The 24,315-nt window shown below is 70.4% G+C and carries 21 protein-coding genes; 16 read left to right on the plus strand and 5 right to left on the minus strand.

The genetic code is table 11. The features are described 5' to 3' along the window. The first annotated feature begins 1 nt into the window (after position 1). Together secF and ACOPJ3_RS08555 are read left to right on the plus strand one after the other, a co-directional pair. Entirely contained in the window at positions 2–1,054 is a 1,053-nt protein-coding gene (gene secF / locus ACOPJ3_RS08550; RefSeq protein WP_427868768.1) for a protein translocase subunit SecF, read from the plus strand. Between the two features lie 85 nt (positions 1,055–1,139). Beyond that, on the plus strand, positions 1,140–3,389 hold the full coding sequence (locus ACOPJ3_RS08555) for a RelA/SpoT family protein (protein WP_427868769.1): 2,250 nt from the start codon (positions 1,140–1,142) through the stop codon (positions 3,387–3,389). Between the two features lie 20 nt (positions 3,390–3,409). On the opposite strand, the gene ACOPJ3_RS08560 is transcribed toward ACOPJ3_RS08555, so the two are convergent. Next, entirely contained in the window at positions 3,410–3,988 is a 579-nt protein-coding gene (locus ACOPJ3_RS08560) for a hypothetical protein (protein ID WP_427868770.1), read from the minus strand. Positions 3,989–4,150: 162 nt separating this feature from the next. Continuing rightward, the gene (locus tag ACOPJ3_RS08565; protein ID WP_427868771.1) at positions 4,151–5,386 is read right to left on the minus strand and encodes a DUF349 domain-containing protein; all 1,236 of its coding nucleotides are present in this window, start codon (positions 5,384–5,386) and stop codon (positions 4,151–4,153) included. Between the two features lie 208 nt (positions 5,387–5,594). On the opposite strand from ACOPJ3_RS08565, the gene ACOPJ3_RS08570 reads away from it, so the two are divergent. The 10 genes from ACOPJ3_RS08570 (at position 5,595) to aroB (ending at position 16,468) form a co-directional block, all read left to right on the plus strand. After that, a complete protein-coding gene (locus ACOPJ3_RS08570; protein ID WP_427871196.1) occupies positions 5,595–6,944 on the plus strand; it encodes a replication-associated recombination protein A in 1,350 nt (449 codons plus the stop codon). A gap of 221 nt (positions 6,945–7,165) precedes the next feature. After that, positions 7,166–7,816 carry a 30S ribosomal protein S4 gene (rpsD, locus tag ACOPJ3_RS08575; protein ID WP_427868772.1) on the plus strand — a complete coding sequence of 217 codons (651 nt, stop codon included), beginning with the start codon at positions 7,166–7,168 and terminating at the stop codon, positions 7,814–7,816. A gap of 175 nt (positions 7,817–7,991) precedes the next feature. Continuing rightward, on the plus strand, positions 7,992–8,216 hold the full coding sequence (locus ACOPJ3_RS08580; RefSeq protein ID WP_427868773.1) for a hypothetical protein: 225 nt from the start codon (positions 7,992–7,994) through the stop codon (positions 8,214–8,216). A gap of 125 nt (positions 8,217–8,341) precedes the next feature. Then, positions 8,342–10,996 carry an alanine--tRNA ligase gene (alaS, locus tag ACOPJ3_RS08585; RefSeq protein ID WP_427868774.1) on the plus strand — a complete coding sequence of 885 codons (2,655 nt, stop codon included), beginning with the start codon at positions 8,342–8,344 and terminating at the stop codon, positions 10,994–10,996. Between the two features lie 3 nt (positions 10,997–10,999). After that, on the plus strand, positions 11,000–11,482 hold the full coding sequence (gene ruvX / locus ACOPJ3_RS08590; RefSeq protein WP_427868775.1) for a Holliday junction resolvase RuvX: 483 nt from the start codon (positions 11,000–11,002) through the stop codon (positions 11,480–11,482). A gap of 13 nt (positions 11,483–11,495) precedes the next feature. Continuing rightward, positions 11,496–12,596, plus strand: a complete 1,101-nt coding sequence (gene mltG, locus ACOPJ3_RS08595) for an endolytic transglycosylase MltG (protein ID WP_427868776.1) — start codon at positions 11,496–11,498, stop codon at positions 12,594–12,596. Then, complete coding sequence (locus tag ACOPJ3_RS08600) at positions 12,596–13,414, plus strand: shikimate dehydrogenase family protein (RefSeq protein ID WP_427868777.1); 819 nt, start codon at positions 12,596–12,598, stop codon at positions 13,412–13,414. Before mltG ends, ACOPJ3_RS08600 begins: the two co-directional genes overlap by 1 nt. A 5-nt stretch (positions 13,415–13,419) precedes the next feature. Then, on the plus strand, positions 13,420–14,616 hold the full coding sequence (gene aroC, locus ACOPJ3_RS08605; protein ID WP_427868778.1) for a chorismate synthase: 1,197 nt from the start codon (positions 13,420–13,422) through the stop codon (positions 14,614–14,616). Next, positions 14,613–15,380, plus strand: coding sequence for a shikimate kinase (locus ACOPJ3_RS08610; protein ID WP_427868779.1), 768 nt, complete (start codon positions 14,613–14,615; stop codon positions 15,378–15,380). The genes aroC and ACOPJ3_RS08610 overlap by 4 nt, the downstream gene beginning before the upstream one ends. Before the next feature lie 2 nt (positions 15,381–15,382). Further along, the gene (gene aroB / locus ACOPJ3_RS08615; protein WP_427868780.1) at positions 15,383–16,468 is read left to right on the plus strand and encodes a 3-dehydroquinate synthase; all 1,086 of its coding nucleotides are present in this window, start codon (positions 15,383–15,385) and stop codon (positions 16,466–16,468) included. A 106-nt stretch (positions 16,469–16,574) separates the two neighbouring features. Here aroB and ACOPJ3_RS08620 read toward each other — a convergent pair whose 3' ends face one another. Continuing rightward, entirely contained in the window at positions 16,575–18,020 is a 1,446-nt protein-coding gene (locus ACOPJ3_RS08620; protein ID WP_427868781.1) for an AAA family ATPase, read from the minus strand. A gap of 64 nt (positions 18,021–18,084) precedes the next feature. Here ACOPJ3_RS08620 and ACOPJ3_RS08625 point away from each other — a divergent pair, with 64 nt between their 5' ends. Further along, positions 18,085–20,022: a VWA domain-containing protein gene (locus ACOPJ3_RS08625; protein ID WP_427868782.1), complete on the plus strand. Its 1,938-nt coding sequence runs from the start codon at positions 18,085–18,087 to the stop codon at positions 20,020–20,022. 49 nt (positions 20,023–20,071) lie between these two features. Next, positions 20,072–20,941 (plus strand): hypothetical protein, encoded by an 870-nt coding sequence (locus ACOPJ3_RS08630; protein ID WP_427868783.1) that lies wholly within the window; start codon positions 20,072–20,074, stop codon positions 20,939–20,941. Positions 20,942–20,944: 3 nt separating this feature from the next. On the opposite strand, the gene ACOPJ3_RS08635 is transcribed toward ACOPJ3_RS08630, so the two are convergent. Then, positions 20,945–21,511, minus strand: a complete 567-nt coding sequence (locus tag ACOPJ3_RS08635) for an acyl-CoA thioesterase (protein WP_427868784.1) — start codon at positions 21,509–21,511, stop codon at positions 20,945–20,947. Between the two features lie 145 nt (positions 21,512–21,656). Here ACOPJ3_RS08635 and efp point away from each other — a divergent pair, with 145 nt between their 5' ends. Beyond that, entirely contained in the window at positions 21,657–22,220 is a 564-nt protein-coding gene (gene efp / locus ACOPJ3_RS08640; protein WP_427868785.1) for an elongation factor P, read from the plus strand. Then, positions 22,220–22,636: a transcription antitermination factor NusB gene (gene nusB, locus ACOPJ3_RS08645; RefSeq protein ID WP_427868786.1), complete on the plus strand. Its 417-nt coding sequence runs from the start codon at positions 22,220–22,222 to the stop codon at positions 22,634–22,636. Before efp ends, nusB begins: the two co-directional genes overlap by 1 nt. On the opposite strand, the gene ACOPJ3_RS08650 is transcribed toward nusB, so the two are convergent. Further along, positions 22,633–23,550, minus strand: a complete 918-nt coding sequence (locus tag ACOPJ3_RS08650; RefSeq protein ID WP_427868787.1) for a type IV toxin-antitoxin system AbiEi family antitoxin domain-containing protein — start codon at positions 23,548–23,550, stop codon at positions 22,633–22,635. The two genes, nusB and ACOPJ3_RS08650, sit on opposite strands and share 4 nt — an antisense overlap. Between the last annotated feature and the right edge of the window lie 765 nt (positions 23,551–24,315).

Here is a 24,315-nt window from a genome sequence, read left to right on the forward strand (position 1 = left end):
CATGGCTCGCTCATTCGCCGAGTTCGGTAACGCTCTCTACACTGGCGAGAAGTCGATCAACTTTATCGGCCGTCGCAAGACCTGGTACGCGATTTCCCTCGTCCTCATCATTCTCTCGATCCTCGGTCCCATCGTCCGAGGCGGCTTCACCTTCGGCATCGAATTCACCGGTGGCAGCCAGTTCCAGGTGCACCTCACCCAGGGTCAGGAGCGGGATCTGCAGCCGGCGGAGCGTGCCGTTGCCGAGGTGCTCCCCGAGAGCGCACCGCGCGTCACCGAGCTGGGCCCGACCGATATTCGCGTGCAGACCGAGGCTCTGACCGAGTCGGAGAACCGCGAGGTGACCGACGCGCTCGCGAAGGCCTACGGGGTCAATCCGGACGACGTCACCTATTCCTATATCGGCCCGGCCTGGGGGCAGGACATCACGAAACAGGCGATTATCGCGCTCGTCGTCTTCGTGATCTTCGCGGCCCTCGTGATGGCGATCTACTTCCGCACCTGGAAAATGTCGCTTGCGGCGATCATTGCGCTCTTGCACGACCTGGTCATCACGGCCGGCGTCTATGGCATTTCCGGCTTCGAGATCACCCCGGCCGCGATGATCGGCTTCCTCACGATCCTCGGCTACTCGCTCTACGACACGGTCGTGGTGTTCGACAAGATTCGTGAGAACACGAGCCCGGGCGAGCTCACAGAGCGACGGACCTTCGCCGAGGCGGTCAACCTCGGTGTCAACCAGACGCTCGTGCGTTCGATCAACACCTCAATCGTCGCGCTCCTGCCCGTCGGCTCGATTCTCTTCATCGGTGCCTTCGTGCTCGGCGCAGGGACGCTGCGCGACATCTCGCTCGCGCTCTTCATCGGCATCCTCGTTGGTGCCTACTCGACGATCTTCATCGCGGCCCCCGCATACGCACACCTCCGCGCGGGCGAGCCCGCGATCAAGCGTCACGACGAGAAGGTGCTGCGGATCCGCGCGCGGGAAACGGGTGCGGACGCCGCGGGCGAGGCGAACGACGAGCCCTCCGAAGCGACCTCGTCTCGGGCGTGATCTGATCGGTTTCCACTGCTCCGCCGCCGGTTCGTCGGAATGACCGGCGGTGGTGTAGCGTTCAATCATTCGAGGGAGGTCGACGGTGGTCACGAACGAGGTAGCGCATGCCGGATCAACGGCTCTGCGCCGCCTCGTGCCCCGCATTTTCTCCCGCGGCAGTGCTCCGGGCGCCGTCGACCAACTGGTCCGGACGGTGCGCGGCAACTACCCCCGCGCCGACCTATCGGTGATCGAGCGCGCCTACACGGTGGCGGAGCGCGCCCACCGGGGGCAGAAGCGTCGAAGCGGTGAGCCCTACATCACCCATCCGATCGCGGTGGCGCAGATTCTTGCCGAACTTGGAATTGCGCCGGTTGCGATCGCGGCCGCTCTCCTGCACGACACGGTTGAGGACACCGAGTACGCCCTTGACCAGCTCACGGCGGAGTTTGGCGAGGAGATCGCCATGCTCGTCGACGGGGTCACCAAGCTCGACAAGGTGAAGTACGGCGACTCGGCGCAGGCCGAGACCGTGCGCAAGATGGTTGTCGCGATGGCGAAGGACATCCGGGTGCTCGTGATCAAGCTCGCGGACCGGCTGCACAACGCCCGCACCTGGGGCTTCGTCTCGGGCGACTCCGCGAAGCGGAAGGCGCAGGAGACCCTCGAGATCTACGCTCCGCTGGCGCACCGCTTGGGCATCCAGTCGATCAAGTCGGAGCTCGAGGACCTTTCCTTTGCGGTGTTGAAGCCGAAGCTGTACGCGGAGATCCAGAACCTCGTCACGCAGCGCAACCCGCAGCGCGACGAGCTGGTGGGCGACGTGATCCGGTCCATCGACACCGACCTGCGAGACGCGAAGATCAAGGGCGAAGTGACGGGCCGCCCGAAGGAGCTCTACTCGATCTATCAGAAGATGATCGTGCGGGGCCGCGACTTCGACGACATCTATGACCTGGTCGGCATCCGGGTGCTCGTCCAGTCGATCCGCGACTGCTATGCGGTGCTCGGCGCGGTCCACGCCAGGTGGACCCCGATTCCTGGCCGCTTCAAGGACTACATCGCCACCCCAAAGTTCAACCTCTATCAGTCGCTGCACACGACCGTGATCGGGCCAGACGGGCGCGCCGTCGAGATCCAGATCCGCACCGTCGAGATGCACCAGCGCGCCGAGTACGGTGTTGCGGCGCACTGGAAGTATAAGCAGCGGCAGCAGGGCCAGCAGGGTCCCTCTTCGAACGACATGGCCTGGCTCGCCCACATCTCGGATTGGCAGGCCGAAACCGAGGACCCGAGTGAGTTCCTCGATGCGCTGCGCTACGAGATCGGCGCGAAGGAGGTCTACGTCTTCACGCCGAAGGGGCGGGTGATCGGCCTGCCAGCGGGCGGCACGACCGTCGACTTCGCCTACGCCGTGCACACGGAGGTCGGCCACCGGACGATGGGCGCGCGCGTCAACGGGCGACTCGTGCCGCTCGAGACGCCGCTGACGAACGGCGACGTGGTCGAGGTGTTCACCTCGAAGGACCCGAACTCCGGCCCCAACAAGGACTGGCTCAGTTTCGTCAAGAGCAAGCGGGCGCAGAACAAGATCCGGCAGTGGTTCACGAAGGAGCGGCGCGAGGAGGCCGCGGAGACCGGCAAGGTGGAGATCACGCAGGAGCTGCGCAAGCAGCGCCTCCCGCTCCACCGCGTGATGAACTCCGAGACGCTCCAGCAGGTCGCCCTCCAGCTCCGCTACGCGGACGTGACGGCGCTCTATGCCGCGGTGGGCGAGAATCAGGTGTCCGCGCAGTCGGTCGTCGAAAAGGTGACGGCGCTGGTCCTCGACGAGCAGACGTCGAGCGAGCCGGCGCTCGCAACGATGCCGATCATCGAGGCACCGCGCACGACCACCTCGACGGACTCGAGCGGCGTCGTGGTCAAGGGCTCGAGCGACATCCTCGCCAAGCTCGCCAAGTGCTGCACGCCGGTTCCGGGCGACGAGATCCGAGGCTTCGTGACAAAGGGCCAGGGCGTCTCCGTGCACCGGACGGACTGCCACAACTTCCAGAACCTCAAGCAGCAGCCGGATCGCATCGTCGACGTCGAGTGGGCGCCGACGACCAAGAGCGTGTTCCTCGTACAGATCCAGGTCGAAGCTCTTGACCGCTCGGCGTTGCTCTCCGACGTGACCCGCACGCTCTCCGACAACCACGTCAATATCCTTTCTGCCTCGGTGAACACCTCGAGCTCCCGGCTCGCGATCAGCCGCTTCGTCTTCGAGATGGCAAACGCGACGCACCTCGATCACGTGCTGAACGCGGTGCGGCGCATCGACGGCGTGTACGACGTGTACCGCATTACCAACTAGCGCCGGTCGCGCAGCCACCCTCATTTCGCCGCTCCGATCCGGGCGAGCGCGAGCCTGCGGAAGTGGCGCGGCCCCTGCCGCAACTCAGCGGTGAGTTGCCGCGTGCCGCCCGGCAGCGCGCAGGTGAGCATGCGGCAGGCGATCCGGGACTCCCGAGGAAAGCCTGCGGGGGAGCGCAGGAGGTCGGCCGCCGTGCGCAGGGGCCCAGTGACCCGGAGCGTGCCGATCCGCACGAGGTCGGCGGGCTCGAAACTCAGTTGCCTGACCTCGAGGCACTCGTGGAACGCCGGGGACCTGGCCCGCACGCCCGTTCCGGTTGCGAGTTGCAGTCTGGGCGGCGCACCCCGGCACGCGCCCCACACCCACGCCGCGGTGCGCGCGTGGGCGATGAGCGGCTCGCGAACCCCGACTGATCTCAGGAACTGCGTGAGCGCCGCGGCTCGCGCCTCTGGTGTTTCGGGGCAGCCGAGGGGGCGATACCCCGGCCCGCAACGCAGCAGGCTTCCGCGCAGCGCCTCGGCGGATTGCACGGCGACGGGCCATCGTTCGTAGGCGACGGGGCAGGGTGACGAGCGGCAGCGGGTGCGAAACGGGATCATGCACCCATGTTGAACCCCCACGGGGGCGCCGTGGTGGCTCAGGGCAGATCTGTGGATGAATCAGGCCGCGACCCCGAAGGGCCGCGGCCTGTGAGCGAGCTTCGCGAAGAGCGAAGCGCGGAGAGCGGAGAGCGGAGAGCGGAGAGCGGAGAGCCCAGCCGATCAGTCGCCGATCGCCGCGAGCCACGACTGCTGGGTCGCGAGCTTCTCTTCGGCGGCAGCCTGGGCCTTGGCGTCGCCGGCGGCGCGAGCAGCCTCTGCCTCAGCCGTGAGCTCCGCGATGGAGGCCTCAAGCTGACCCCTGAGGCCCTCGCTGCGCGCCTTCGTCTCGGGGTTCGTCTTCTTCCAGTGCTCATCCTCGAGGTGCTTCACGTGATCCTCGATCTTGCGGAGCTTGCCCTCGACGTCGCGCAGGGCCTCGCGCGGCACGCGGCCGATCTCATCCCACTTCAGCTGGATCGCCGTGAGCGCCTTGCGGGCCGCGTCGTGCTTCTGCTCCTTGAGGATCGGCTCAGCCTCGGCGAGCACGGCCTGCTTCGCCACGAGGTTTGCCGAGTACTCCTCGTTCGTCTGGGCCGCCTCGGCGGCCTTCGCCTCGTAAAGCACGTCGCCGGCCGCCTTGAAGCGGGCCCACAGCTGGTCGTCGAGCTTCCGGCTCGCGCGCCCGGCCGCCTTCCAGTCCTCGAGGAGGTTGCGGTACGCGGGGATGCCCTCCGTGCCCCGGGGCGCGAGGGCCTCGGCGTCGGCAATGATCCGCTCCTTGCGGTGCTTCACTTCCTTATTGTTCGCGTCCATCTGCGCGAAGTGCGAGCGGCGCGCAGAGTCGAAGGTCTGGCGGGCGGTGCGGAAGCGCTTCCACAGCGCGTCGGCCTGACCCTTCGGGATCTGCGGGCCGCTCCGCTGCGACGACTGCCAGTCGGTGAAGAGCTGCTCGAATGCCTGGCTCGTGTCCTTCCACCGGATCGAGGCTTCGGGCTGGGCGGCGAGGCGCTCGGCCTCGGCGACGATCGCCTCGCGGCGCTCGAGCGCCTCCTTCTTCGCGGCGTCACGCTCGGCCTGCTGCTTCTCGCTCAGCTCGGCGGTGCGGCCACCGAGCTTCTCGACGCGCTCGCGGAGTGCGGCGATGTCGCCGACTGCCGCCGGCTCGGTGAGCTGCTCGCGGAGCTTCGCGACGGTGTCTGCCGCCGACGCGTCAGCGGTGCCGCGGGCCACGCGGGCCTCGAGCAGCGTGACCTGCCCCTCAAGGTCCGCGAACTTGCGCTCGAAGTAGGCGAGCGCCTCCTCGGGGGTGCCGTCGGGGAAGGAACCGACGACGCGTTCACCATCACCCTCGCGCACGTACACGGTCCGGTCGTCGTCGACTCGGCCCCAGGGCGTTTCGTTGCTGGCTTCGCTCACGGTTCTGCTCACTTGTCGGGTGTGGGCCGGCTCGCCGGCCGTACGGATAGACCCCTCCACTATGCCACACGAGCTCTGTTCAGCGATTACCGTTCCGCGCTGGATCGAGCGCGATTCTGCGGGCGGCGAGAATGTCAGTGGCCCTGGATAGCATTGGGGCGTGGAATCAATCGGAGTGCCAGGGCCAACGGCGCCGCTCGCGGTGCGCATGCGGCCCCGTTCGCTCGATGAGGTCGTGGGGCAGCAGCACCTGCTGCGTCCGGGCTCGCCGCTGCGCACGCTCGCGGCAGACGGCGACGGATCGGGGAACGCCGTCTCGGTGATCCTCTGGGGCCCGCCCGGCACGGGCAAGACCACGCTCGCCCAGGCGATTGCGCACTCGAGCGGGCGCCGCTTCGTCGAACTCTCCGCGATCACCGCGGGTATCAAGGACGTGCGCACGGTCATGGAGCGCGCGCTCAACGACCGCGATCTCTACGGCACGGCGACCGTGCTCTTCCTCGACGAGATCCACCGCTTCACCAAGGCGCAGCAGGATGCGCTGCTCCCTGGCGTCGAGAACGGCTGGGTCACCCTGGTCGCCGCCACGACCGAGAACCCGTCCTTCTCCGTGATCAGCCCGCTGCTGTCCCGCTCGCTGCTGCTCACGCTCGAGCCGCTCTCCGACGAGGATCTGCGCGCCCTGCTCGAGCGCGCGATCGCGGATCCGCGCGGGATCGCCGACGCCGTGGTCGTCGAGCCGGATGCGCTCGACGCCCTGGTGCAGCTCGCCTCGGGCGACGCGAGGCGCGCGCTCACCGGGCTCGAGGCCGCAGCGGCCTCCGCGCTCGCGGCGCGCGTCGAGCCGTCTTCCGGCACGGAGGAGCCCGCGGGCGAAGAGGGGACCCCGGATCCGGATCCCGGAGCGGATGCAACTCGGCCGAGCGTAACCGCAGAGACGGTCGCGACCGCAGTCGACCGGGCGCTCCTCCGCTACGACCGCAACGGCGACCAGCACTACGACGTGACGAGCGCGTTCATCAAGTCGCTGCGCGGCTCGGATCCGGACGCGGCGATCCACTATCTCGCCCGCATGATCGAGGCGGGGGAGGATCCGCGGTTCATCGCGCGCCGGCTCATGGTGCACGCGGCGGAGGACGTCGGCATGGCCGACCCGCAGGCGCTGCAGGTCGCGGTGGCCGCGGCCGAGGCGACGCAGCTCATCGGGCTGCCCGAGGCCAGGATCCCGCTCGCTGAGGCCACGATCTACATTGCGACGGCGCCGAAGTCGAACGCGGTCATTACGGCCATCGACAGCGCGATCGCGGATGTGAAGGCGGGCCGCTTCGGGCTCGTCCCCAAGCACCTGCGCGACGCGCACTACCCGGGCGCGAAGAAGCTCGGGCACGGCAAGGGCTACCGGTACCCGCACAGCGACCCGCGTGGCGTCTCGGAGCAGCAGTATCTCCCGGACGAGCTCGTGGGCAAGGTCTACTACGCACCGACGCGCCACGGCACGGAGCGCGAGATATCCGACCGGCTCGAGAAGATCCGCCGGATTACGCGCGGCGAGCGCTGAGCCCGCGCCCCGGATCTGCTAAGCTGATCGTTGGCCAACATCGCTCCCGTGCGCCGGCTGCAGGCGGGAGGTGGTGGCAGGCGCCCTGTAGCCGGGTTTCTGCACTGGTCGTTCCCTCACCGATGACGGTGTGCTGCGTCGCGTGCATTGCGTGCCCAGGCTCGTGAATGCGGGCGCAGCGTGGCCGAGAGAACAGTGCGGCTCGAACCCGAGCCGTGTGCATGAAACCCGAAAGGAACCACGTGTCGACTACGTCGCGTACCCGTTCACAGACCCGCCTGTCCCGCTCGCTCGGGATCGCCCTCACCCCGAAGGCCGCGCGCTACCTCGAGAAGCGCCCCTACGGCCCCGGCCAGCACGGCCGCACCAAGCGCAAGAGCGACAGCGACTACGCCGTCCGTCTCCGCGAGAAGCAGCGTCTCCGGGCCCAGTACGGCATCCGCGAGAAGCAGCTCCAGATCGCTTTCAAGGAGGCGCGTCGCCAGGACGGCCTGACCGGTGAGAACCTGGTCGAGCTCCTCGAGATGCGTCTCGACGCGCTCGTGCTCCGTGCCGGCTTCGCCCGCACCACCGCGCAGGCTCGCCAGCTCGTCGTGCACCGCCACATCCTCGTCGACGGCAAGATCGTCGACCGCCCCTCCTTCCGCGTGAAGCCGGGCCAGCTCATCCACGTCAAGGAGCGCTCGGAGGGCCTCGAGCCCTTCCAGGTCGCTGCCGCAGGTGGCCACGCCGAGGTGCTCCCGCAGGTTCCGGGCTACCTCGAGGTTGAGCTCGACAAGCTCCAGGCGCGCCTCGTGCGCCGCCCGAAGCGCGCTGAGGTCCCCGTGACCTGTGAAGTTCAGCTGGTCGTCGAGTACTACTCGGGCCGCTAAGCAACTCGCTCAGCACGAAGGGGGCGTCGGAGAGATCCGGCGCCCCCTTCGGCGTTCCAGCCGGCCAGTTCACGGAAGTATCCAGCGCGGGCAACAGCGCCCGCGCTAAGCTTTACGGGTGAACACGCCCTCCCGGGGGTGGAGCCGCGCGCAGGGCGGCAGAGAGGACGAGGACATGCGAAAGCTGATGTGGCTGCTCTGGGGAGTGGTGCTGGGGTTCGTCGCGGCCCACTTCGTGAACCGCAGCCCCGAGGGCAGGCGCTTCTTCGCCCAGGTGAACCGCGGGCTCGACGAGTTCGGCCGCGCCTTCGCCACCGGCTACCACGAGGCCGAGGCCGAGGACGACAAGCTCGCGGACGACCTCGAGCAGGCCCTTCGCGCCGCGCGCGAGGACCGCTAGACAACGAACAACGCAGCGCGCACGGCCCCTGCGGGCCGCGCGCGCTGGACCGGCCTGAGTCGCCCGCAGCCCGAAGCTGGCGCGGTCGCCGGGAAACCCACCGAGACACGAAGGACGCTCTCCGGATGCAGACCGCCGAAATCCACCGCCGCTGGCTCGACTTCTTCGAACGGCGGGGCCACACCGTGGTGCCCTCCGCCTCCCTCGTGAGCGACGATCCGAGCCTCATGTTCACGGTGGCAGGCATGGTCCCCTTCGTCCCGTATCTCTCCGGTCTCGTACCCGCGCCCTTCGACCGCGCGACGAGCGTGCAGAAGTGCATCCGCACGAACGACATCGAGGAGGTCGGCAAGACCCCCCGGCACGGCACCTTCTTCCAGATGGCCGGCAACTTCTCCTTCGGCGACTACTTCAAGGAGGGGGCCATCAGCTTCGCCTGGGAGCTCCTGACGACGAGCGAGGAGGACGGCGGCCTCGGCTTCAAGCCCGAGGATCTCTGGGTGACGGTCTACGAGGAGGACGACGAGGCGATCGAGCTGTGGCGCAAGCACTCGACGCTGCCCGACGAGCGGATCCAGCGACTCGGCAAGGACACGAACTACTGGTCGACCGGCCAGCCCGGCCCCGCGGGCCCCTGCTCGGAAATCTTCTACGACATGGGCCCCGAGTACGGCATCGACGGCGGCCCCGCGACCGACGACGACCGCTACGTGGAGATCTGGAACCTCGTCTTCATGCAGTACCAGGTGGCCGACGTGAAATCGAAGACTGATTTCACGATCCTGGGCGAGCTGCCGAAGAAGAACATCGACACGGGCCTCGGGCTCGAGCGCGTCGCGTTCATCAAGCAGGGCGTGCAGAACATGTACGAGATCGACCAGGTGCGCCCCGTACTCGATCGCGCCGCCGAGCTCTCAGGCAAGACCTACGGAGAGAACCACGAGGACGACGTGCGGCTGCGCGTCATCGCCGACCACGTGCGCAGCGGCCTCATGCTGATGGCCGACGGGGTGACCCCGTCGAACGAGGGCCGCGGCTACATCCTGCGCCGCCTGCTGCGCCGCGTGATCCGCTCGATGCGCCTGCTCGGCTTCGAGGGCGCGAGCTTCGGCGAGCTTTTCCCGGTTTCCCGCGACGCCATGAAGGCGGCGTACCCCGAGGTCGAGCGCGACTTCGACTTCATTTCGCGCGCCGCCTACGCGGAGGAGCGCACCTTCCTGCGCACGCTCGCCTCGGGCAGCCAGATCCTTGACGCTGCGGTCGAGTCCGCGAAGTCCGCCGGCCAGGCGGTTCCTGGCGACACGGCGTTTCTGCTGCACGACACCTATGGCTTCCCGATCGAGCTCACCCTCGAGGTCGCGGAGGAGGCGGGGATCGACGTCGACCGCAAGGTCTTCGGCGAGCTCATGCAGGAGCAGCGCGACCGCGCGAAGGCCGACGCGAAGGCGAAGAAGGGCCAGATGGCCGACCTCTCCGTCTACAAGGAGCTGCGTGGGCTCGGCGAGACGGTGTTCACGGGCTACGATCAGCTCGTCGGCGAGAGCCGCGTGCTCGGGATCGTCGTCTACGGCGCCCCGACGAGCGAGGCCCGCGAGGGCGAGATCGCCGAGGTCGTGCTCGCCGAGACGAGCCTCTGGGCCGAGTCGGGCGGACAGGACTCGGATCAGGGCGTCATCGTCGGCGACGGCTTCGAGGCCGAGGTGCTCGACGTGCAGAAGCCGGTGCCCGGACTCGTGGTGCACACGGTCAAGGTGACGATCGGGACGATCGGGATCGACCAGCGCGCCGAGACCCGAGTCGACGCGGACTACCGCCGCGGCGCGACCCAGGCCCACTCGGCGACGCATATCGTGCACGCCGCACTCCGCGACGTGCTCGGCCCGAACGCGCACCAGGCCGGCTCCTACAACAAGGCCGGCTACATGCGCCTGGACTTCACGCACAGCGACGCGCTGTCGACCGAGACGAAGAGCGAGATCGAGGAGATCTCGAACCTCGCGATCCGCTCGGACTACGAGGTCGTGACCCGCGAGATGGCGCTCGACGAGGCGAAGGCCCTCGGCGCGATGGCGCTGTTCGGCGAGAAGTACGGCGACCGCGTGCGCGTCGTCGACATCGGCGGCGAGTGGTCGCGCGAGCTGTGCGCGGGCACGCACGTCGACAGCTCCTCCGAGGTCGGCATGATCAGCCTCGTCTCCGAGAGCTCGGTCGGCAGCACGAACCGGCGGGTCGAGTCGCTCGTCGGCATCGAGGCGTTCCGCAACTTCGCGGCCGAGCGCGCCATCGTGCAGCAGCTCACGAGCGGCCTCAAGGTGCCGCGCGCCGAGCTCATCACGAAGGTGCAGGATCTCGGCTCGCAGCTGCGCGCGGCCGAAAAGAAGATCGCCGCGCTCGAGGCCGAGCGCCTCGGCCAGCGCGTGCCCGAGCTCGTCGCGGGCGCGGAGCAACTCGGCGGCCTCACGGTCGTGCTCGGTTCGCTCGGCGCGGTCGGCTCGGCAGACGACGTCCGCGGACTCGCCCTCAAGGTGCGCGAGCGCCTCGGCGACCAGGCGGCCGCGGTCGTGCTCGCGGGTGACGCGGGCGGCAAACCCGTCGTGATCGCCGCGACGACCCCGGCGGGCCGCGAGGCCGGAGCCAAGGCCGGCCAGCTCGCCCGCCTCGGCGCGCAGGTGCTCGGCGGCGGAGGAGGCGGCAAGGACGACCTCGCGCAGGGCGGCGGCGCCGATCCCGCGAAGATCGACGAGGCTCTGGCGGAGATCCGCCGGAGCCTGGGAGGCTAGCGGATGCGGGTCGGCGTCCGGCTCGGCATCGATGTGGGCAAGGCCCGCATCGGTGTCGCCCGAAGCGACCTTCACGGCATGCTCGCGACCCCGGTCGAGACCGTGCCGCGCGCGGCGGACGGCGACGCCGATCTCGCGCGGATTGCCCAGATCGCGGCGGAGCTCGAGGCGTTCGAGGCGGTCGTCGGCATGCCGTTGAACCTGCGGGGCGAGCGAACGCCGTCGACCGATGACGCCGTCGCGTTCGCCGAGCGCCTCGCGGCGCGGCTCGCGCCGGCGGACGTCGCCGTTCGGCTGGTCGACGAGCGACTCTCGACCGTCTCCGCGCAGGGCCAGCTGAGGCAGGCTGGCAAGCGGACGAAGCAGACGCGCAGCATCATCGACCAGGCCGCGGCCGTCGTGATCCTGCAGCACGCACTGGACCTTGAACGATCGCGAGGGGAAGAGCCTGGCTCTGCGGTCACCACCGAAGGAACATCTCACTGAAGGGGCAGGTTTGATGAACGCACGCAACGCAGGAGAATCCCGGAACACGGCGAGGCGGGTCATCATCTCGCTCGCGGTCGCGATCGTCTTGCTGGGAGGGCTCGGCGTCGCTGGGGTGTCCCTGTGGTCGCACTACGGCCCGGCCATTTCGCAGGCGCTGGGCTGGACGACGAACGACTACGAGGGTGAGGGCAAGGGCGAGACGGTCATCGTCATCACCGAGGGCGAGATCGGCGAGGACATCGCGAAGACGCTCGCCGACGCCGATGTGGTGAAGACGTCGGAGGCCTTCTACGAGTTGCTGCTCGAACAGGATCCAGCGGTCGAGTTCATGCCGGGCTCGTATCGGGTGAAGCTCCAGATGAGCTCGCAGGCCGCGCTCGACGCGCTGCAGGATCCGGCGAACCGGATGGCGTTCACCGCCATGATTCCCGAGGGGAAGACCGTCGCGCAGACGCTCGAAATCGTCTCGGCCGGCGCTGACATCCCCCTCGAGGAACTTCAGCAGGCCGCGGCGGCGCCGCCGAGCACGTATGGCGTACCCGAGGGCATCGACAGCCTCGAGGGCTGGCTCTTCCCCGCGACCTACGAGTTCGAGGAGAACACGACGGGGGCGGAGGCGATCCAGCGCCTGGTGAGCGAGCAGATCTCGGTGCTCGAGGGTGCCGGTGTCGCCCCGGATCAGCGCGAGCGCATCCTCACGATCGCGTCGATCGTGCAGCGCGAGGGTGGCCGGATCGAGGACTTCCCGAAGGTCGCGCGCGTCATCGACAACCGCCTCGCGCAGGACATGAAGCTGCAGATGGACTCGACCGCTCAGTACGGCATGGGGCAGCACGAGGACGGCAACGTGTGGTCGACCGACGAGGCACTCGCCGACGACAACCCGTGGAACACCTACGTGCACAAGGGCCTGCCGAAGGGGCCGATCGCGAACCCGGGCAAAGACGCGATTCAGGCCGCGGGGAGCCCCGCGGCCGGCGACTGGCTCTACTTTGTCGCCATCAACCTCGACACGGGGGAATCCGTGTTCACGAACACGGTCGAGGAGCACGAGGCCGCGACCGCCAAGCTTCGCGAATGGTGCGACGCGAACCCGGGCAAGGGCTGCTAATGACTGCCAGGCTCGCGGTGCTCGGCTCGCCGATCGCGCACTCGAGGTCGCCGCTCATCCACCGGGCCGCCTACGCTGCGCTCGGGATCGACTGGCGCTACGACGCGATCCGCTGCGGCGAGGCGGGCCTCGCGGGCTTCCTCCGATCTCGGGGGAGCGAGTGGCGTGGGCTGTCGCTCACGATGCCGCTGAAGGAGGAGGCTCACCGCCTCGCGGCGAGCCTCGATCCGGTTGCGGGCGAGAGCGGCGTGGTGAACACGCTGCGTCGGCGCGCCGACGGCGGCTGGGACGGCTTCAACACGGACGTCGCCGGTCTCGCCGCCGCGATCAGGGGCGCTGGCCTCGACGCGAGGCGCACCGTGGTGCTCGGATCCGGGGCCACCGCGGTGTCCGCCGTGCTCGCGGCGCGCTCGCTCGGTGCGGAGCACGTCGCCGTCCGGGCGCGGAACGCCGCGGCGGTCGCGGAGCTCGTCGATCGGTTCGGCGTGACTGCATTCGCTGATGAGGGGACGGAGCCGCGCCCGACGCTCGTCGTGTCGACGCTCCCGGGCACGGCCGGGGCGGCGCTCGAACTTCCCACGGGGTTCACCGCGATCCCGCTCTTCGACGTCGCCTACGACCCCTGGCCGTCGCCGCTCGCCGAGCGCTGGCGCGCCGCGGGCGGATCCGCCACCCCCGGGATCGCGATGCTCGTCGAGCAGGCGATCGTGCAGATCAGGATCTTCCTGGGCGGGGATCCCGGGGAGCCGTTCCCCGATGAGGAGCGCGTTCGTGGCGCCGTGGCGCGCGCGACGGCCTCCGCCGGTGTGGGAGGATAGTGGGTATGCTGCGTTGGCTGACCGCCGGAGAATCTCACGGCCCTGAACTGATCGCTGTCCTCGAGGGCCTGCCCGCAGGCGTGCCCGTTTCGCTCGCCGGGATCAGGGCTGATCTCGAGCGCCGCAAGCTCGGTTATGGCCGCGGCTCGCGCATGAAGTTCGAGCAGGACGAGCTGAACATCTCGGGCGGCGTGGTCCAGGGCGTCTCGATCGGCGGCCCCGTCGCGATCCGCATCGGCAATACCGAGTGGCCCAAGTGGACCGAGGTGATGTCGGCCGAGAAGACCGAGCTATCGGAGAAGTCGCGCGGCCGCGGCGCCCCGCTCACGCGCCCGCGCCCCGGACACGCCGACCTCACCGGCATGCAGAAGTACGGCTTCGAGGAGTCGCGCCCCGTGCTCGAGCGCGCGAGCGCCCGCGAGACCGCGGCGCGCGTCGCCCTCGGCGCCGTCGCCCGCAACTTCCTCGGTGAGCTCGGGATCACGCTCGTGAGCCACACGGTGTCGCTCGGCGACATCGCCGTGCCCGCCGGATCGCCGCTGCCGCGGCCCTCCGACGTCGACGCGCTCGACGCCGACCCGCTGCGCTGCTTCGACGCCGAGACGAGCGCTCGGATGGTCGCTGAGGTCGACGACACGAAGAAGTCGGGCGACACGATCGGCGGCATCGTCGAGGTGCTCGCCTACGGCCTGCCGCCGGGGCTCGGCTCCTACGTGCACTGGGACCGCCGCCTCGACTCGCGCCTCGCCGGCGCGCTCATGGGCATCCAGGCAATCAAGGCCGTCGAGGTCGGCGACGGCTTCGAGACGACGCGCCGGCGCGGCTCGGCCGCGCACGACGAGCTGCACATCGACGGCGGCCGCATCACCCGCGAGACGGGCCGGGCCGGCGGCATCGAGGGCGGCATGACGACGGGGCAGGTGCTCCGCGTCCGTGCGGGCATGAAGCCGATCGCGACCGTGCCGCACGCGCTCCCCACGATCGACACCGCGACCGGCGAGGAGGCGAAGGCGCACCACCAGCGCAGCGACGTCTCCGCGGTTCCGGCCGCGGGCGTCGTCGCCGAGGCGATGACCGCGCTCATCCTCGCGGACGCGGTGACGGAGAAGTTCGGCGGCGACAGCGTGGCCGAGACGAAGCGCAACCTCGAGGCGTATCTGGCCGCGATCCCCGAGCGGCTGACGACGGTCATCGAGTCGTGAGCGAGCAGCGTCGGTCGGCGCGAGATGCCGGGCCCCCGGCGGCGCGTCCGAAGCCGACGCCGCCCACCTCGCCGACGCCGATCCGGGAGTCAGCAGCTCAGGATCCCGCACCGCAGTCGAAGCAGCGCGGGGAATCCGCGCAGCCGGCAAAGGGTCGCCCGAGGCGCAGGCGTCGTCGCCGCGGCCGCGGCAGGCTGCCGGATCGTGCGGTCGTGTTCGTCGGCCCCATGGCCGCGGGAAAGACGAGTCTCGGCAAACGCGTCGCACGCGAGCTCGGGATCCCGTTCGTCGACACGGACGCAGTCTTCGTGCGCCAGCACGGCGCCATCACCGACTTCTTCGCCGCACACGGGGAGCCGGAGTTCCGTCGCATCGAGGCGGAAGTCATCGCGGACGAGCTCGCGGTGCCAGGCGGCCGCATCGTCGCCCTCGGCGGGGGAGCCGTACTCACGGAGAGCACGCGGCGGCTGCTCGCCAGCCACCCGGTCGTGCTCCTCATGACGACTCAAGCCGCCGTGCTGCGGACCGCGAATATTGCGAGGCGGCCGCTCCTGCGCGACGACCCGAACGCGTGGGGCAGGATCCTCGAGGAGCGCAGGCCCCTGTACGAGGAGGTGGCCGACGTGACCTACCGCACCGATCGTGCGACCAAGGAGCAGCTCGCGCGCAGGGTGGCGCAGTGGGCCAGGAGTTATACGAAGAAGACCGCGGGGGATCCCGCGCGAGGCAGTGACGTCGCGGCCGCACGCGACGAGAAGGAGTGAGCATGAGCGACGAGCAGGCGACCGAGATCCGGGTCACGGGGGACGCGGAGTACACCGTGACCGTGGGCCGCGGGGTGCTCGGGCTCGTTCCGGAGGCGCTCGGCGACCGCGTCGCGAAGGTGCTCATCGTGCACACCCCGACCGTGGGCCGCGTGGCGAACGAGCTGCGCGAGCAGCTTGCGGAGCGCTACGGGCAGGTGCTCCTCGCCGAGGTGCCCGACGCGGAGGCGGCGAAGCGCGTCGAGGTCGCGGCCTTCTGCTGGCAGGTCATGGGCCAGGCCGATTTCACCCGCACCGACGCGGTGATCGGCCTCGGCGGCGGCGCAGTCACGGATCTCGCGGGCTTCGTCGCGGCCACCTGGCTGCGCGGCGTGAAACTCATCCAGATCCCGACGACCGTGCTCGGCATGGTCGACGCGGCCGTCGGCGGCAAGACAGGGATCAACACCTCCGAGGGGAAGAACCTGGTCGGGGCGTTTTACGCGCCGAGCGCCGTGTTCTGCGACATCGATCTGCTGGAGACGCTGCCGAAGAACGAACTGCTTGCGGGCATGGCGGAGGTCGCGAAGTGCGGCTTCATCGCCGAGCCAGAAATCCTCGACATCCTCGAGGCCGACGTCGCCCGCGCGACCGATCCCGCGACCGACGAGTTCCGGCGCCTCGTTGAGCTCGCGATCGGGGTGAAGGCGCGCGTCGTCTCGGAGGACTTCCGTGAGGGCGGGCTGCGCGAGATCCTGAACTACGGGCACACGCTCGGCCACGCGATCGAGCACGCGGAGCGTTACCAGTGGCGCCACGGCGTCGCGATCTCGATCGGCATGATGTACGCCGCCGAGCTCGGCCGCATGGCGGGCTCGCTGTCGGACGAGGCGGTCGACCGGCACCGCAGGATCCTGTCCTCGCTGACGCTGCCGCTCTCGTACCCGGCGGGCCGCTGGCCCGGGCTCCTCGCCGCGATGCAGCGCGACAAGAAGGCGCGCGCCGGCATGCTCCGCTTCATCGTCCTCGACGACATCGCGAAGCCGCGCGTGCTCGCGGGCGTCGACGAGTCGGTGCTGCAGTTCGCCTACCAGGAGATCGCGAACTAGCCTCAGGTCGCCACCCGCTGCGCTCAGCGGGAGATCGGCGTTCAACTTCACGTTTTTCGGCATCCAGTGTTGTTGAGTGCAGAATTCCCAGCGGGTGCAGGTGGGCTCAGCCGATCCGGAACCCCTGGCCGGTGAGGATGAGCGCGAGGACCCTGCGGTCCTCCGCGTGCATGATGCCCTCGACGAATCGCGTGAGCGCACGGTCGAGGCTCACGGCGCCGGCGCTCCCGGCGACCTTCTGCAGGATCGCGACGAGCGTGCGGGGCGCGAGCACGGACTCCTCGAGCCCCGGCCTGCCGTCGATGTCGCGCTCGGTGCTGACGTACTCGGCGAAGCCCTCGCCGTGCTCGCCCGCGAAGACCTGCTGGCTGATGAAGGCCGCGCGCGCCACGCGCGCGAGATCCGCGGCGGGGATATCGGCGGGCAGCCGGCCGTGGCGATCCGCGACCGCGGCGGCCGCGAGCAGGGTGTTCTCCCGCGGGAAGCCCTCGTAGGCCATCCCCGTGTCCGGGTAGTGCACGCGGTAGGCGTTCGCGCCGAAGCGGTTCACGAGCTCGGCGCTCAGCCGGTCGAGCCCGCGGTAGCGGTGCGGGGTCTGCTCGTTGGCGGTCGCGAGGATCGCGAAGCCCTGGGCGATCCGGATCTCCCTGCCGCCGTTCTCCTGGATCCCGATCCGGTCGCCGGGGCGCAGCTGCAGGATCCGGTTGAGTCGCTTGAGGAACTCCGGCGGCATCGCATTGACCTCGTCGAGGATCACGGGGCGACCCTCCGTCATGGCGCGGTGCAGCGGGCCTGGCACGAACGCGCTCACGGTCGCGCCGCCCTCGGCGCGCAGCTCGTGCGTGCCGAGGAGCTGCGCGCTCGTGATGTCGCCGAAGCCGGAGACGAGTTCGGGCTCGTGCCCGACGCCCGCCCGGGAGAGGTGCTCGGCGAGCGCGGTCTTTGCGCCGCCCGTCTCGCCGACGAGCAGCACCGGATCGCCCCGCAGGAGTCCGGGCAGTGCCTCGCGGATGATCCCGCGCATCTGCCCCGTGAGCAGCAGTCCGTCCCTGAGCTGCGCGCGCGCCGTCGCGAGCTCCTGGCGGGCGAGGGCCTCAACCACGACGTCGCGCCGCACCGCCGTGGTGACGACCGCGGTCCAGTCTGGTGCGGAGCCCGCCGGGGCATGTGGCGTCCCGGCGCCGGCGCGAGTGAGGGCTGCAACGAGCTCGCGCTCGCCCCGGCTCAGCGAGCGCCCGCTGCGCGCTGCCTGGGCGGTGATCGACTCCGCGCGGGCGGCTGCCTCGGCGCGCCCCCGGAGGGCACGGCGCGCTGACACGGCGGAGCGGAGGGCCACTGCGCGCTCGGTCGCCGCGTCGGAGAGCGCCGGTCCAGTACGCTCGCCGTCCCAGAGTTCAGCGAGGCGCGCGTCGGCCGCCTCGCGCTCCCGCGTGAGCGCCGAGGTGTCCGCGCCCAAGCCGGAATCGAGGCGGATCGCTCGGACGAGCTCAGCGCGCTCGTGCAGCAGCGCGGTCGCCTCGGCGACGGCGGGCGCGGGATCGAATTGCTCCATCCCGTCACGCTACCACCGCGCCCGCGCGGCGACCCGGCCGCACCCGCGGGGATAGTGTGGTCGCATGTCGTTCACGCCCCCGGAGCTGCCGCAGGCGCCGCGGCCGCTCGGCGCGCCGCTCGCCGAGCAACTGCGCGCCGTGGGCGCGCTCGCGGGCATCCCCGTCCTCGTGGACGACGGTGAGGACTGGCGCATCACGGACGGCGCGCTCGTCGTCGGCCTGTCGTGGTATGCGATCCGGGGCCACAGCGAGCGCGAGGCGTCCGCACTCGCGCTGCTGCAGCTGTGGGAGGGGCCGCGCGCGGGGCGGCTCGCACCCGTCCGCGAGCGGCGAGCGGCCGCGATCCGGGCCGCGCGGCCGGAGATCGCGCCCCTCGTCAGCGTCATCTCCCGGCTCGCGGCCCGCGCGGAGCTGCTTGCGGCCATGCCGGGACTCCACGCCGACCTCTGCGCGGCGCTCGCGCGAAGCACGTCGGCCTCGCTCGCAGATCAGCCCCGGCACCTGCAGTTTCTCGGCGCCCTCCTGCGCGGGATCGGCGCGGAGCTGCCTGCGGTGGGGCTCGATCCGGCGGTCGCCGCGGAGGTGCGGGCGTTGGCCACGGGCGGGGGAACCATCGACCCCGTGCGCCGCGCCCTCGCCCCGGATCCGGATCGGGATCCGCTCCTGCGTTTCGGCAGGGCCCTCGCCCTGTTGCTGCCGCCCACCGAGCGCCTGCTCGCGCTCGACCTCCGCGATCGCGGGCTCGAAGGCGCTGGCGGCGACGGATCCGAGCGCGCCGAGGGGGAGGACCCGTTCGCCGCCGAAGGTCCCGATCCTGCGGCTGGCGCGGGCGGCGGCAGCGACGCCGAGGAGGCCGGTGGCGAGGGCAGCTCCGCGGAGGACGAGTCTCCTGCGGAGAACGACTCGGAGCGCGCGCGCAAGGGCGAGGGGCGCCAGCTCGCCGAGGGCGCAGACCTCTTCGCCGCCGAGCAGGCCGGCTTCGTCAGCGAGATGCTGGAGACCCCGATGCCTGCCGGAGGGGCCCTGCTCGAGGCCGCGCTGGAGTTGCCGGCGAAGTCCCGCGCCGAACGCGCGAGCGCCGAGCGCCCCGCCGAGGGCAGTTCTGGCGGAGCCGGGTCACTCGCCGCAGCCACGGCGCTCGCGAGCTATCGGGGGCGCGTCGCCGCGCTCGCGGAGCCGATCGAGCGCATGCGCGAGGTCTGGGGGCGGGTGATCGCGGAGCGCATCGCGCCGCGCCCGCGGCTCAGCAGACGCCCTGGTCCGGAGGGCGAGGAGCTCGATCCGGAGTCGCTCACGTCCGCGGTGGCCCAGTCCCTCGCGGGGGTCAGGCGTCCGGCGGCCTACCGGCACCGGGTCGCGCTGCCCCGGCGCTCGCGGCGCGCGGGCAGCACCGACTACGTGCTCGTGGTCGACCGCTCGGCGTCCATGCAGGGGCCGCCGTCGGCAGCCGCGGCCGACGCGATGCTCGTGCTCGGCGAGTCGCTCGCGGCCGTGATGCGTGACGTCGAGCACGCGGAGCTCTCGAGCGGTGTCGGCCTCGAGCTCGAGCTCCGCACGGCGCTCATCGTCTACGACGCGGAGGCCCACCTCGTGAAGCCGCTCTCGAGCGCCCTCGACGACGGCACCCGCAGGCGGTTGCACGCCGCGACGCGCTCGCCGAGGGGCGCGAGCAACGACGCGGCGGCGCTCGCCCTCGCCGGGCAGACGCTCGGGGTCCGCGGATCCGGCGGTTCTGGATCCGGAGCCGGAGCGGACTCCGCCGCGATCGAGCGGAAGCGCATCGTCATCCTGGTGAGCGACGGCGGCTCGAACGACCCCGCCGCCGCCGCCCGCGAGCTGTCCCGGTTGCGGGCCGCCGGCGTGCGCGTTTTCGGGATCGGGATCGGCGCGAACGACCTCGTCGAGCGCTTCGCGCCGTCCGCGCAGCGGGTCGACGACCCGCGGGCGCTTCCCGCCGCCGTGCTCTCCCTCGTGGAGCGAGAGGTGCCGGGCGTGAGATAGCGTAAGCAGGGAAGTGAACGAGCGACGCAAACGCGGTGAGGAGCGGTGCATGCTGGAGCGCCAGGAGCCTGCCCCGTCAGGTGGGCGGTCGGAATTGTCCCTGCTCCGCGCGCTGTTTCCGGACATCGTGGCCGAGGTTGATGCGGCCTACCTCGGCAACGGGGGAGCCGACGCCCGGGCCGAAGCCGAACTCGACGCTCGCCTCGACGCCGCGGGCGAGGAACTGCTCGCTGGCACGGGCCTCGCGGGGATCACGGATCCGGAGCCGCGCGCGCTCTTCGAGGCGGCGTTCGATGCGGCCCGTTCGCTCGCTCGCGCGCTCGGGGTTGACGCGCCGGAGCCCGAGGAGTTCGAGCTCGCGGGGGTTGAGCTGGGCGCGCTCGCGCGGCGCGCCGAGGCAGGCTCCGCGGAGCTCGTGCCCGTCGTCGCCCCCTACGGTGCGGGGGCGGCTGCCTGGCGTGAGGCGTACGCGGAGCTCGCCTCCGAACACCCGGCCGTGCTGGCGGATCCTGCCGCTGCCGCTGGCGAGCCGCTGATCCTCGCCGGGGAGATTCAGCGCGAGTTCGCGTGGCTCGACCTCCCGCCGCAGGGCGTCACGCAGACGCAGCCCAGGGGTGGGCGCGTGTCCTGGACGATTCGCCTGATCCCGGCCTCGCCCGCCGCGCCACAGCGGGGGCTTTCGCACGCGCACGGCCCGCACGCGAGCCTTCCCGAGATGCTCGCTTTGCAGGTCGCGCGCATCCGGGCGGGGGAGGCGCCGGTCGACGGCTCGTCGTTCACGTGGCTCGACGGCGAGCTCGGTGACGGCAAACTCGCCGGCCGCCACGTCTACGACGCGGGCGAGCGCGCGGTGCGCATCAGCGCTCGCGAGGTCGGCAGCCAGGGCCCCCACCTCGGGGCGCGCCCGCCCGTTGCGTAGGGGTTACTCCCAGACGCTGGTCGCGTCGTCGCGGGTCGAGGGGAGGCGCGTCGCGTGGCCCCAGGCGAGGACCTCCTCGGGCACGTGGAACTCGGTGTCTGCCGCGCCGGACTTCTCGATCACCTCGGTGATCGGCACCACGCCGCCGCTCCGGCGCAGGATCCGGGCCCGCACGAAGGCGCGCGCGTAGATCTCAGGGGTGCGGCCGTCCGGGCGGCGCACGAAGCGCTGCTCCATGTAGACGGCCTGCTCGTCGAAGCCGAGAATCCTCGACTCGATCCAGAAGCGCTTCCAGGGGTTGAGCGACTTCCGGTAGGAGATGGTCTGGCCGACGACCACGGGGTACCAGCCCTCGCGACGGAAGAGATCCATGACGCCATTTCGCTGAATCAGGTCGAAGCGCCCGACGTCCATGATCGACAGGTACTTGCCGTTGTTCATGTGGCCGAGCAGGTCGAGGTCGGTTGGCCACACCCTGAAGCGGGAGCGCGAGATATCGGTGAAGCCGCGCTTCCTGCCGCGGGGACCGATGAACCACATGTGCCAGAGCGTGCGGAAGATCATGTGCATGCCTGAATCGTAGGGCTCGCCCCCGTGCCAGCCCGTATCGTTTGTGGGACCCGCGCAAGCGCTGGGCGTGGCGTGGAGGTGAACGTTGTAACATGGTTCGGCGCTCATTGGCGCCCGAACCTCACAGAACCCGGAGAAACACTGCATGGCAACCTCGAACGACATCAAGAACGGCACCGTCATCAAGGACAACGGCCAGCTGTGGAGCGTAGTTGAGTTCCAGCACGTCAAGCCGGGCAAGGGCGGCGCGTTCGTGCGCACGAAGCAGAAGAACGTCGTCTCGGGCAAGATCATCGACAAGACCTACAACGCCGGCGCGAAGATCGAGACCGCCACGGTCGATCGCCGCGACTACCAGTACCTCTACCAGGACGGCGTCGACTTCGTCTTCATGGATCAGAGCGACTACGACCAGCTCACCGTCTCCAGCACCGTCGTCGGCGACGCCGCGAAGTTCATGCTCGAGAATCAGCAGGTCCAGATCGCGCTCCACGAGGGTGAGCCCCTGTACCTCGAGATGCCCGCCTCGGTGGTGCTCGAGATCACCTACACCGAGCCCGGCCTCCAGGGCGACCGCTCCACCGGCGGCACCAAGCCGGCGACCGTCGAGACTGGCGCCGAGATCCAGGTCCCGCTGTTCCTCGAGACCGGCACGAAGGTCAAGGTCGACACCCGCACGGGCGACTACCTCGGTCGCGTCAACGACTAGTGTCGGCCCGTACGAAGGCGCGCAAGCGCGCGCTCGACATGCTGTTCCAGGCGGACGTCCGCCAGGAGTCGATCATCACCGTCGTGCAGGCCGAGGCCAAGCGCGCCGCAGGCGAGCCTGACCGCGCCGCCTCCTGGCTCTACGCCCGCGAGATCGTCGACGGGGTCACCGACCACCGCGACGAGATCGACGAGCTCCTCATGAGCTACGCCCAGGGCTGGTCGCTCGAGCGCATGCCCAACGTCGACCGCGCCCTGCTCCGGCTCGCCGCCTGGGAGATCCTCTTCAACGACGAGGTCCCCGCGGCCGTCGCGATCGACGAGGCCGTTGAACTCGCAAAGGAGTACTCCACGGAGGACTCCGGCCGCTTCGTCAACGGCGTCCTCGGCAAGATCGCCGACCACGCACGGGCCTAGCCCGCCGCGGCGCGGCCACCCGGCCGCACCGCTCCCGCGATCCGCGCGGGTTCACCTCCTTTCGATGAGCATCGGATCGAGCTGGACCCTCGCGGATCGCTTGCGTTGTGCAGCCCCTCCGCGACCGCCCGCATGATGAGCTGCTGCGTGGCCGGCCACTCCGCAGTCACCTGGTCGTAGCCCATGCGGATCACCGAGAACCCATGTAATCGCAGCTGGCCATCATGCGCGTTGTCGTCCGCCCGCTGCCCGTCGACGTGGTGTCCGCCGTCGATCTGCAGCACGAGCCGCTCGCCCAGGAGGAAGTCGACGCGGCGACCGCACACCATCGCCTGCGCGATGATCCGGATCCCGAGCCAGCGGAGACGCTGCCGCACCAGGCTTTCCAGCCCGGAGTCGGCGAACATGTTGCTCTCGGCGAGCACCTGTTCCGCCGCCGATCCGAGTGTGAGCCGCGCAAGCACTTGGCGATCCACGAGCCGCTTCTGGAGCGCGGAATCCCAGATCGCGACCGCGTCCTCCCGCGGCCGGCAGCGGGCGACGCAGACGAGCACGTTCTCGACCCCGTCCTCGAGCGCCCGCGGCTCGCGCGGCACTACCGGCCGGTACCAGTGCAGGACCGCGCCCTCGGGCCGCACCGGCTTCCCAACGCGCGGCACCACGAAGTGGCGCTCGGGGTGCGCCCGCACCCAGAGGCCCAAGCGCCGGGCCTGGCTGATGCACCCGATGGTCAGGCCGTGCCCAGCGGCGAACAGAAGTTCCGGGTCCGCGCGCGGGTGTGCGATCCAGCCGCGCCGCGGCCTCGTGAGCTCGCCGCGCTCGAGCGCCCGCGCGATCGAGCGCCTGCTGACCCCCGCGGCGAGGAGGTCCGCCGTGCGCATGACGCCCCGGCGTTGGATGAGTGAAACTGACATGCCTCAAGGATGTGCGCTTGGACTTTGCTGCGCTGGGGAGACCGCCTGTTTGGCCGCAATCTGTGGATTCCCCGATCCGGAGCTCGATTGTGAGCGAGAATCACGGGCCGGGAGGCGCGGCCGCGCGGCGCTCGCTCCGTGATCTGCGCTCGCTGCGCGGGCCGCGCTCGCTCCGTAATCTGCGCTTGTTCGCAAGGTTTGGTGCCGGATCGTAGGAGGGAGCGCAGAATTGGGAGCGAGCGCCGGGGACCAGAGCCCCCCGGGAGTGCGCCCGGTAGGCGCGTGCGGTGAGGCGTCCAGTGCACTCGGGAGGGGGGCACGCGCGGGCGCGCGGCGCTCGCTCCGTGATCTGCGCTCGTTCGCAAGGTTTGGCGCCGGATTGTGGGAGGGAGCGCAGATTTGCGAGCGAGTGTCGGGGAAGGGGGCGCAGGCGACCGGGCGGCGAGCATGTTGCGGGCCGGGAGGCGCGGCAGCGCGGCGCTCGCTCAGTGATCTGCGCTCGTTCGCAAGGTTTGGCGCCGGATCGTGGGAGGGAGCGCAGAATTGGGAACGAGCGCCGGGGCAGGGGAGGCCTGCGACCGGGCGGCGAGCGCGGTGCGGGCCGGGAGGCGCGGCCGCGCGGCGCTCGCTCTGTAATCTGCGCTCGTTCGCAAGGTTTGGCGCCGGATCGTGGGAGGGAACGCAGATTTGCGAACGAGCGCCGGGTGGAGCGCCAGCCAGCCCAAACGCCCCCGATCAATGCGCTAGGATGGAGCAGTTGCAGCT

Source organism: Leucobacter luti, assembly GCF_050310065.1.
In the GTDB taxonomy this organism is placed as follows: Bacteria; Actinomycetota; Actinomycetes; order Actinomycetales; family Microbacteriaceae; genus Leucobacter; species Leucobacter luti_B.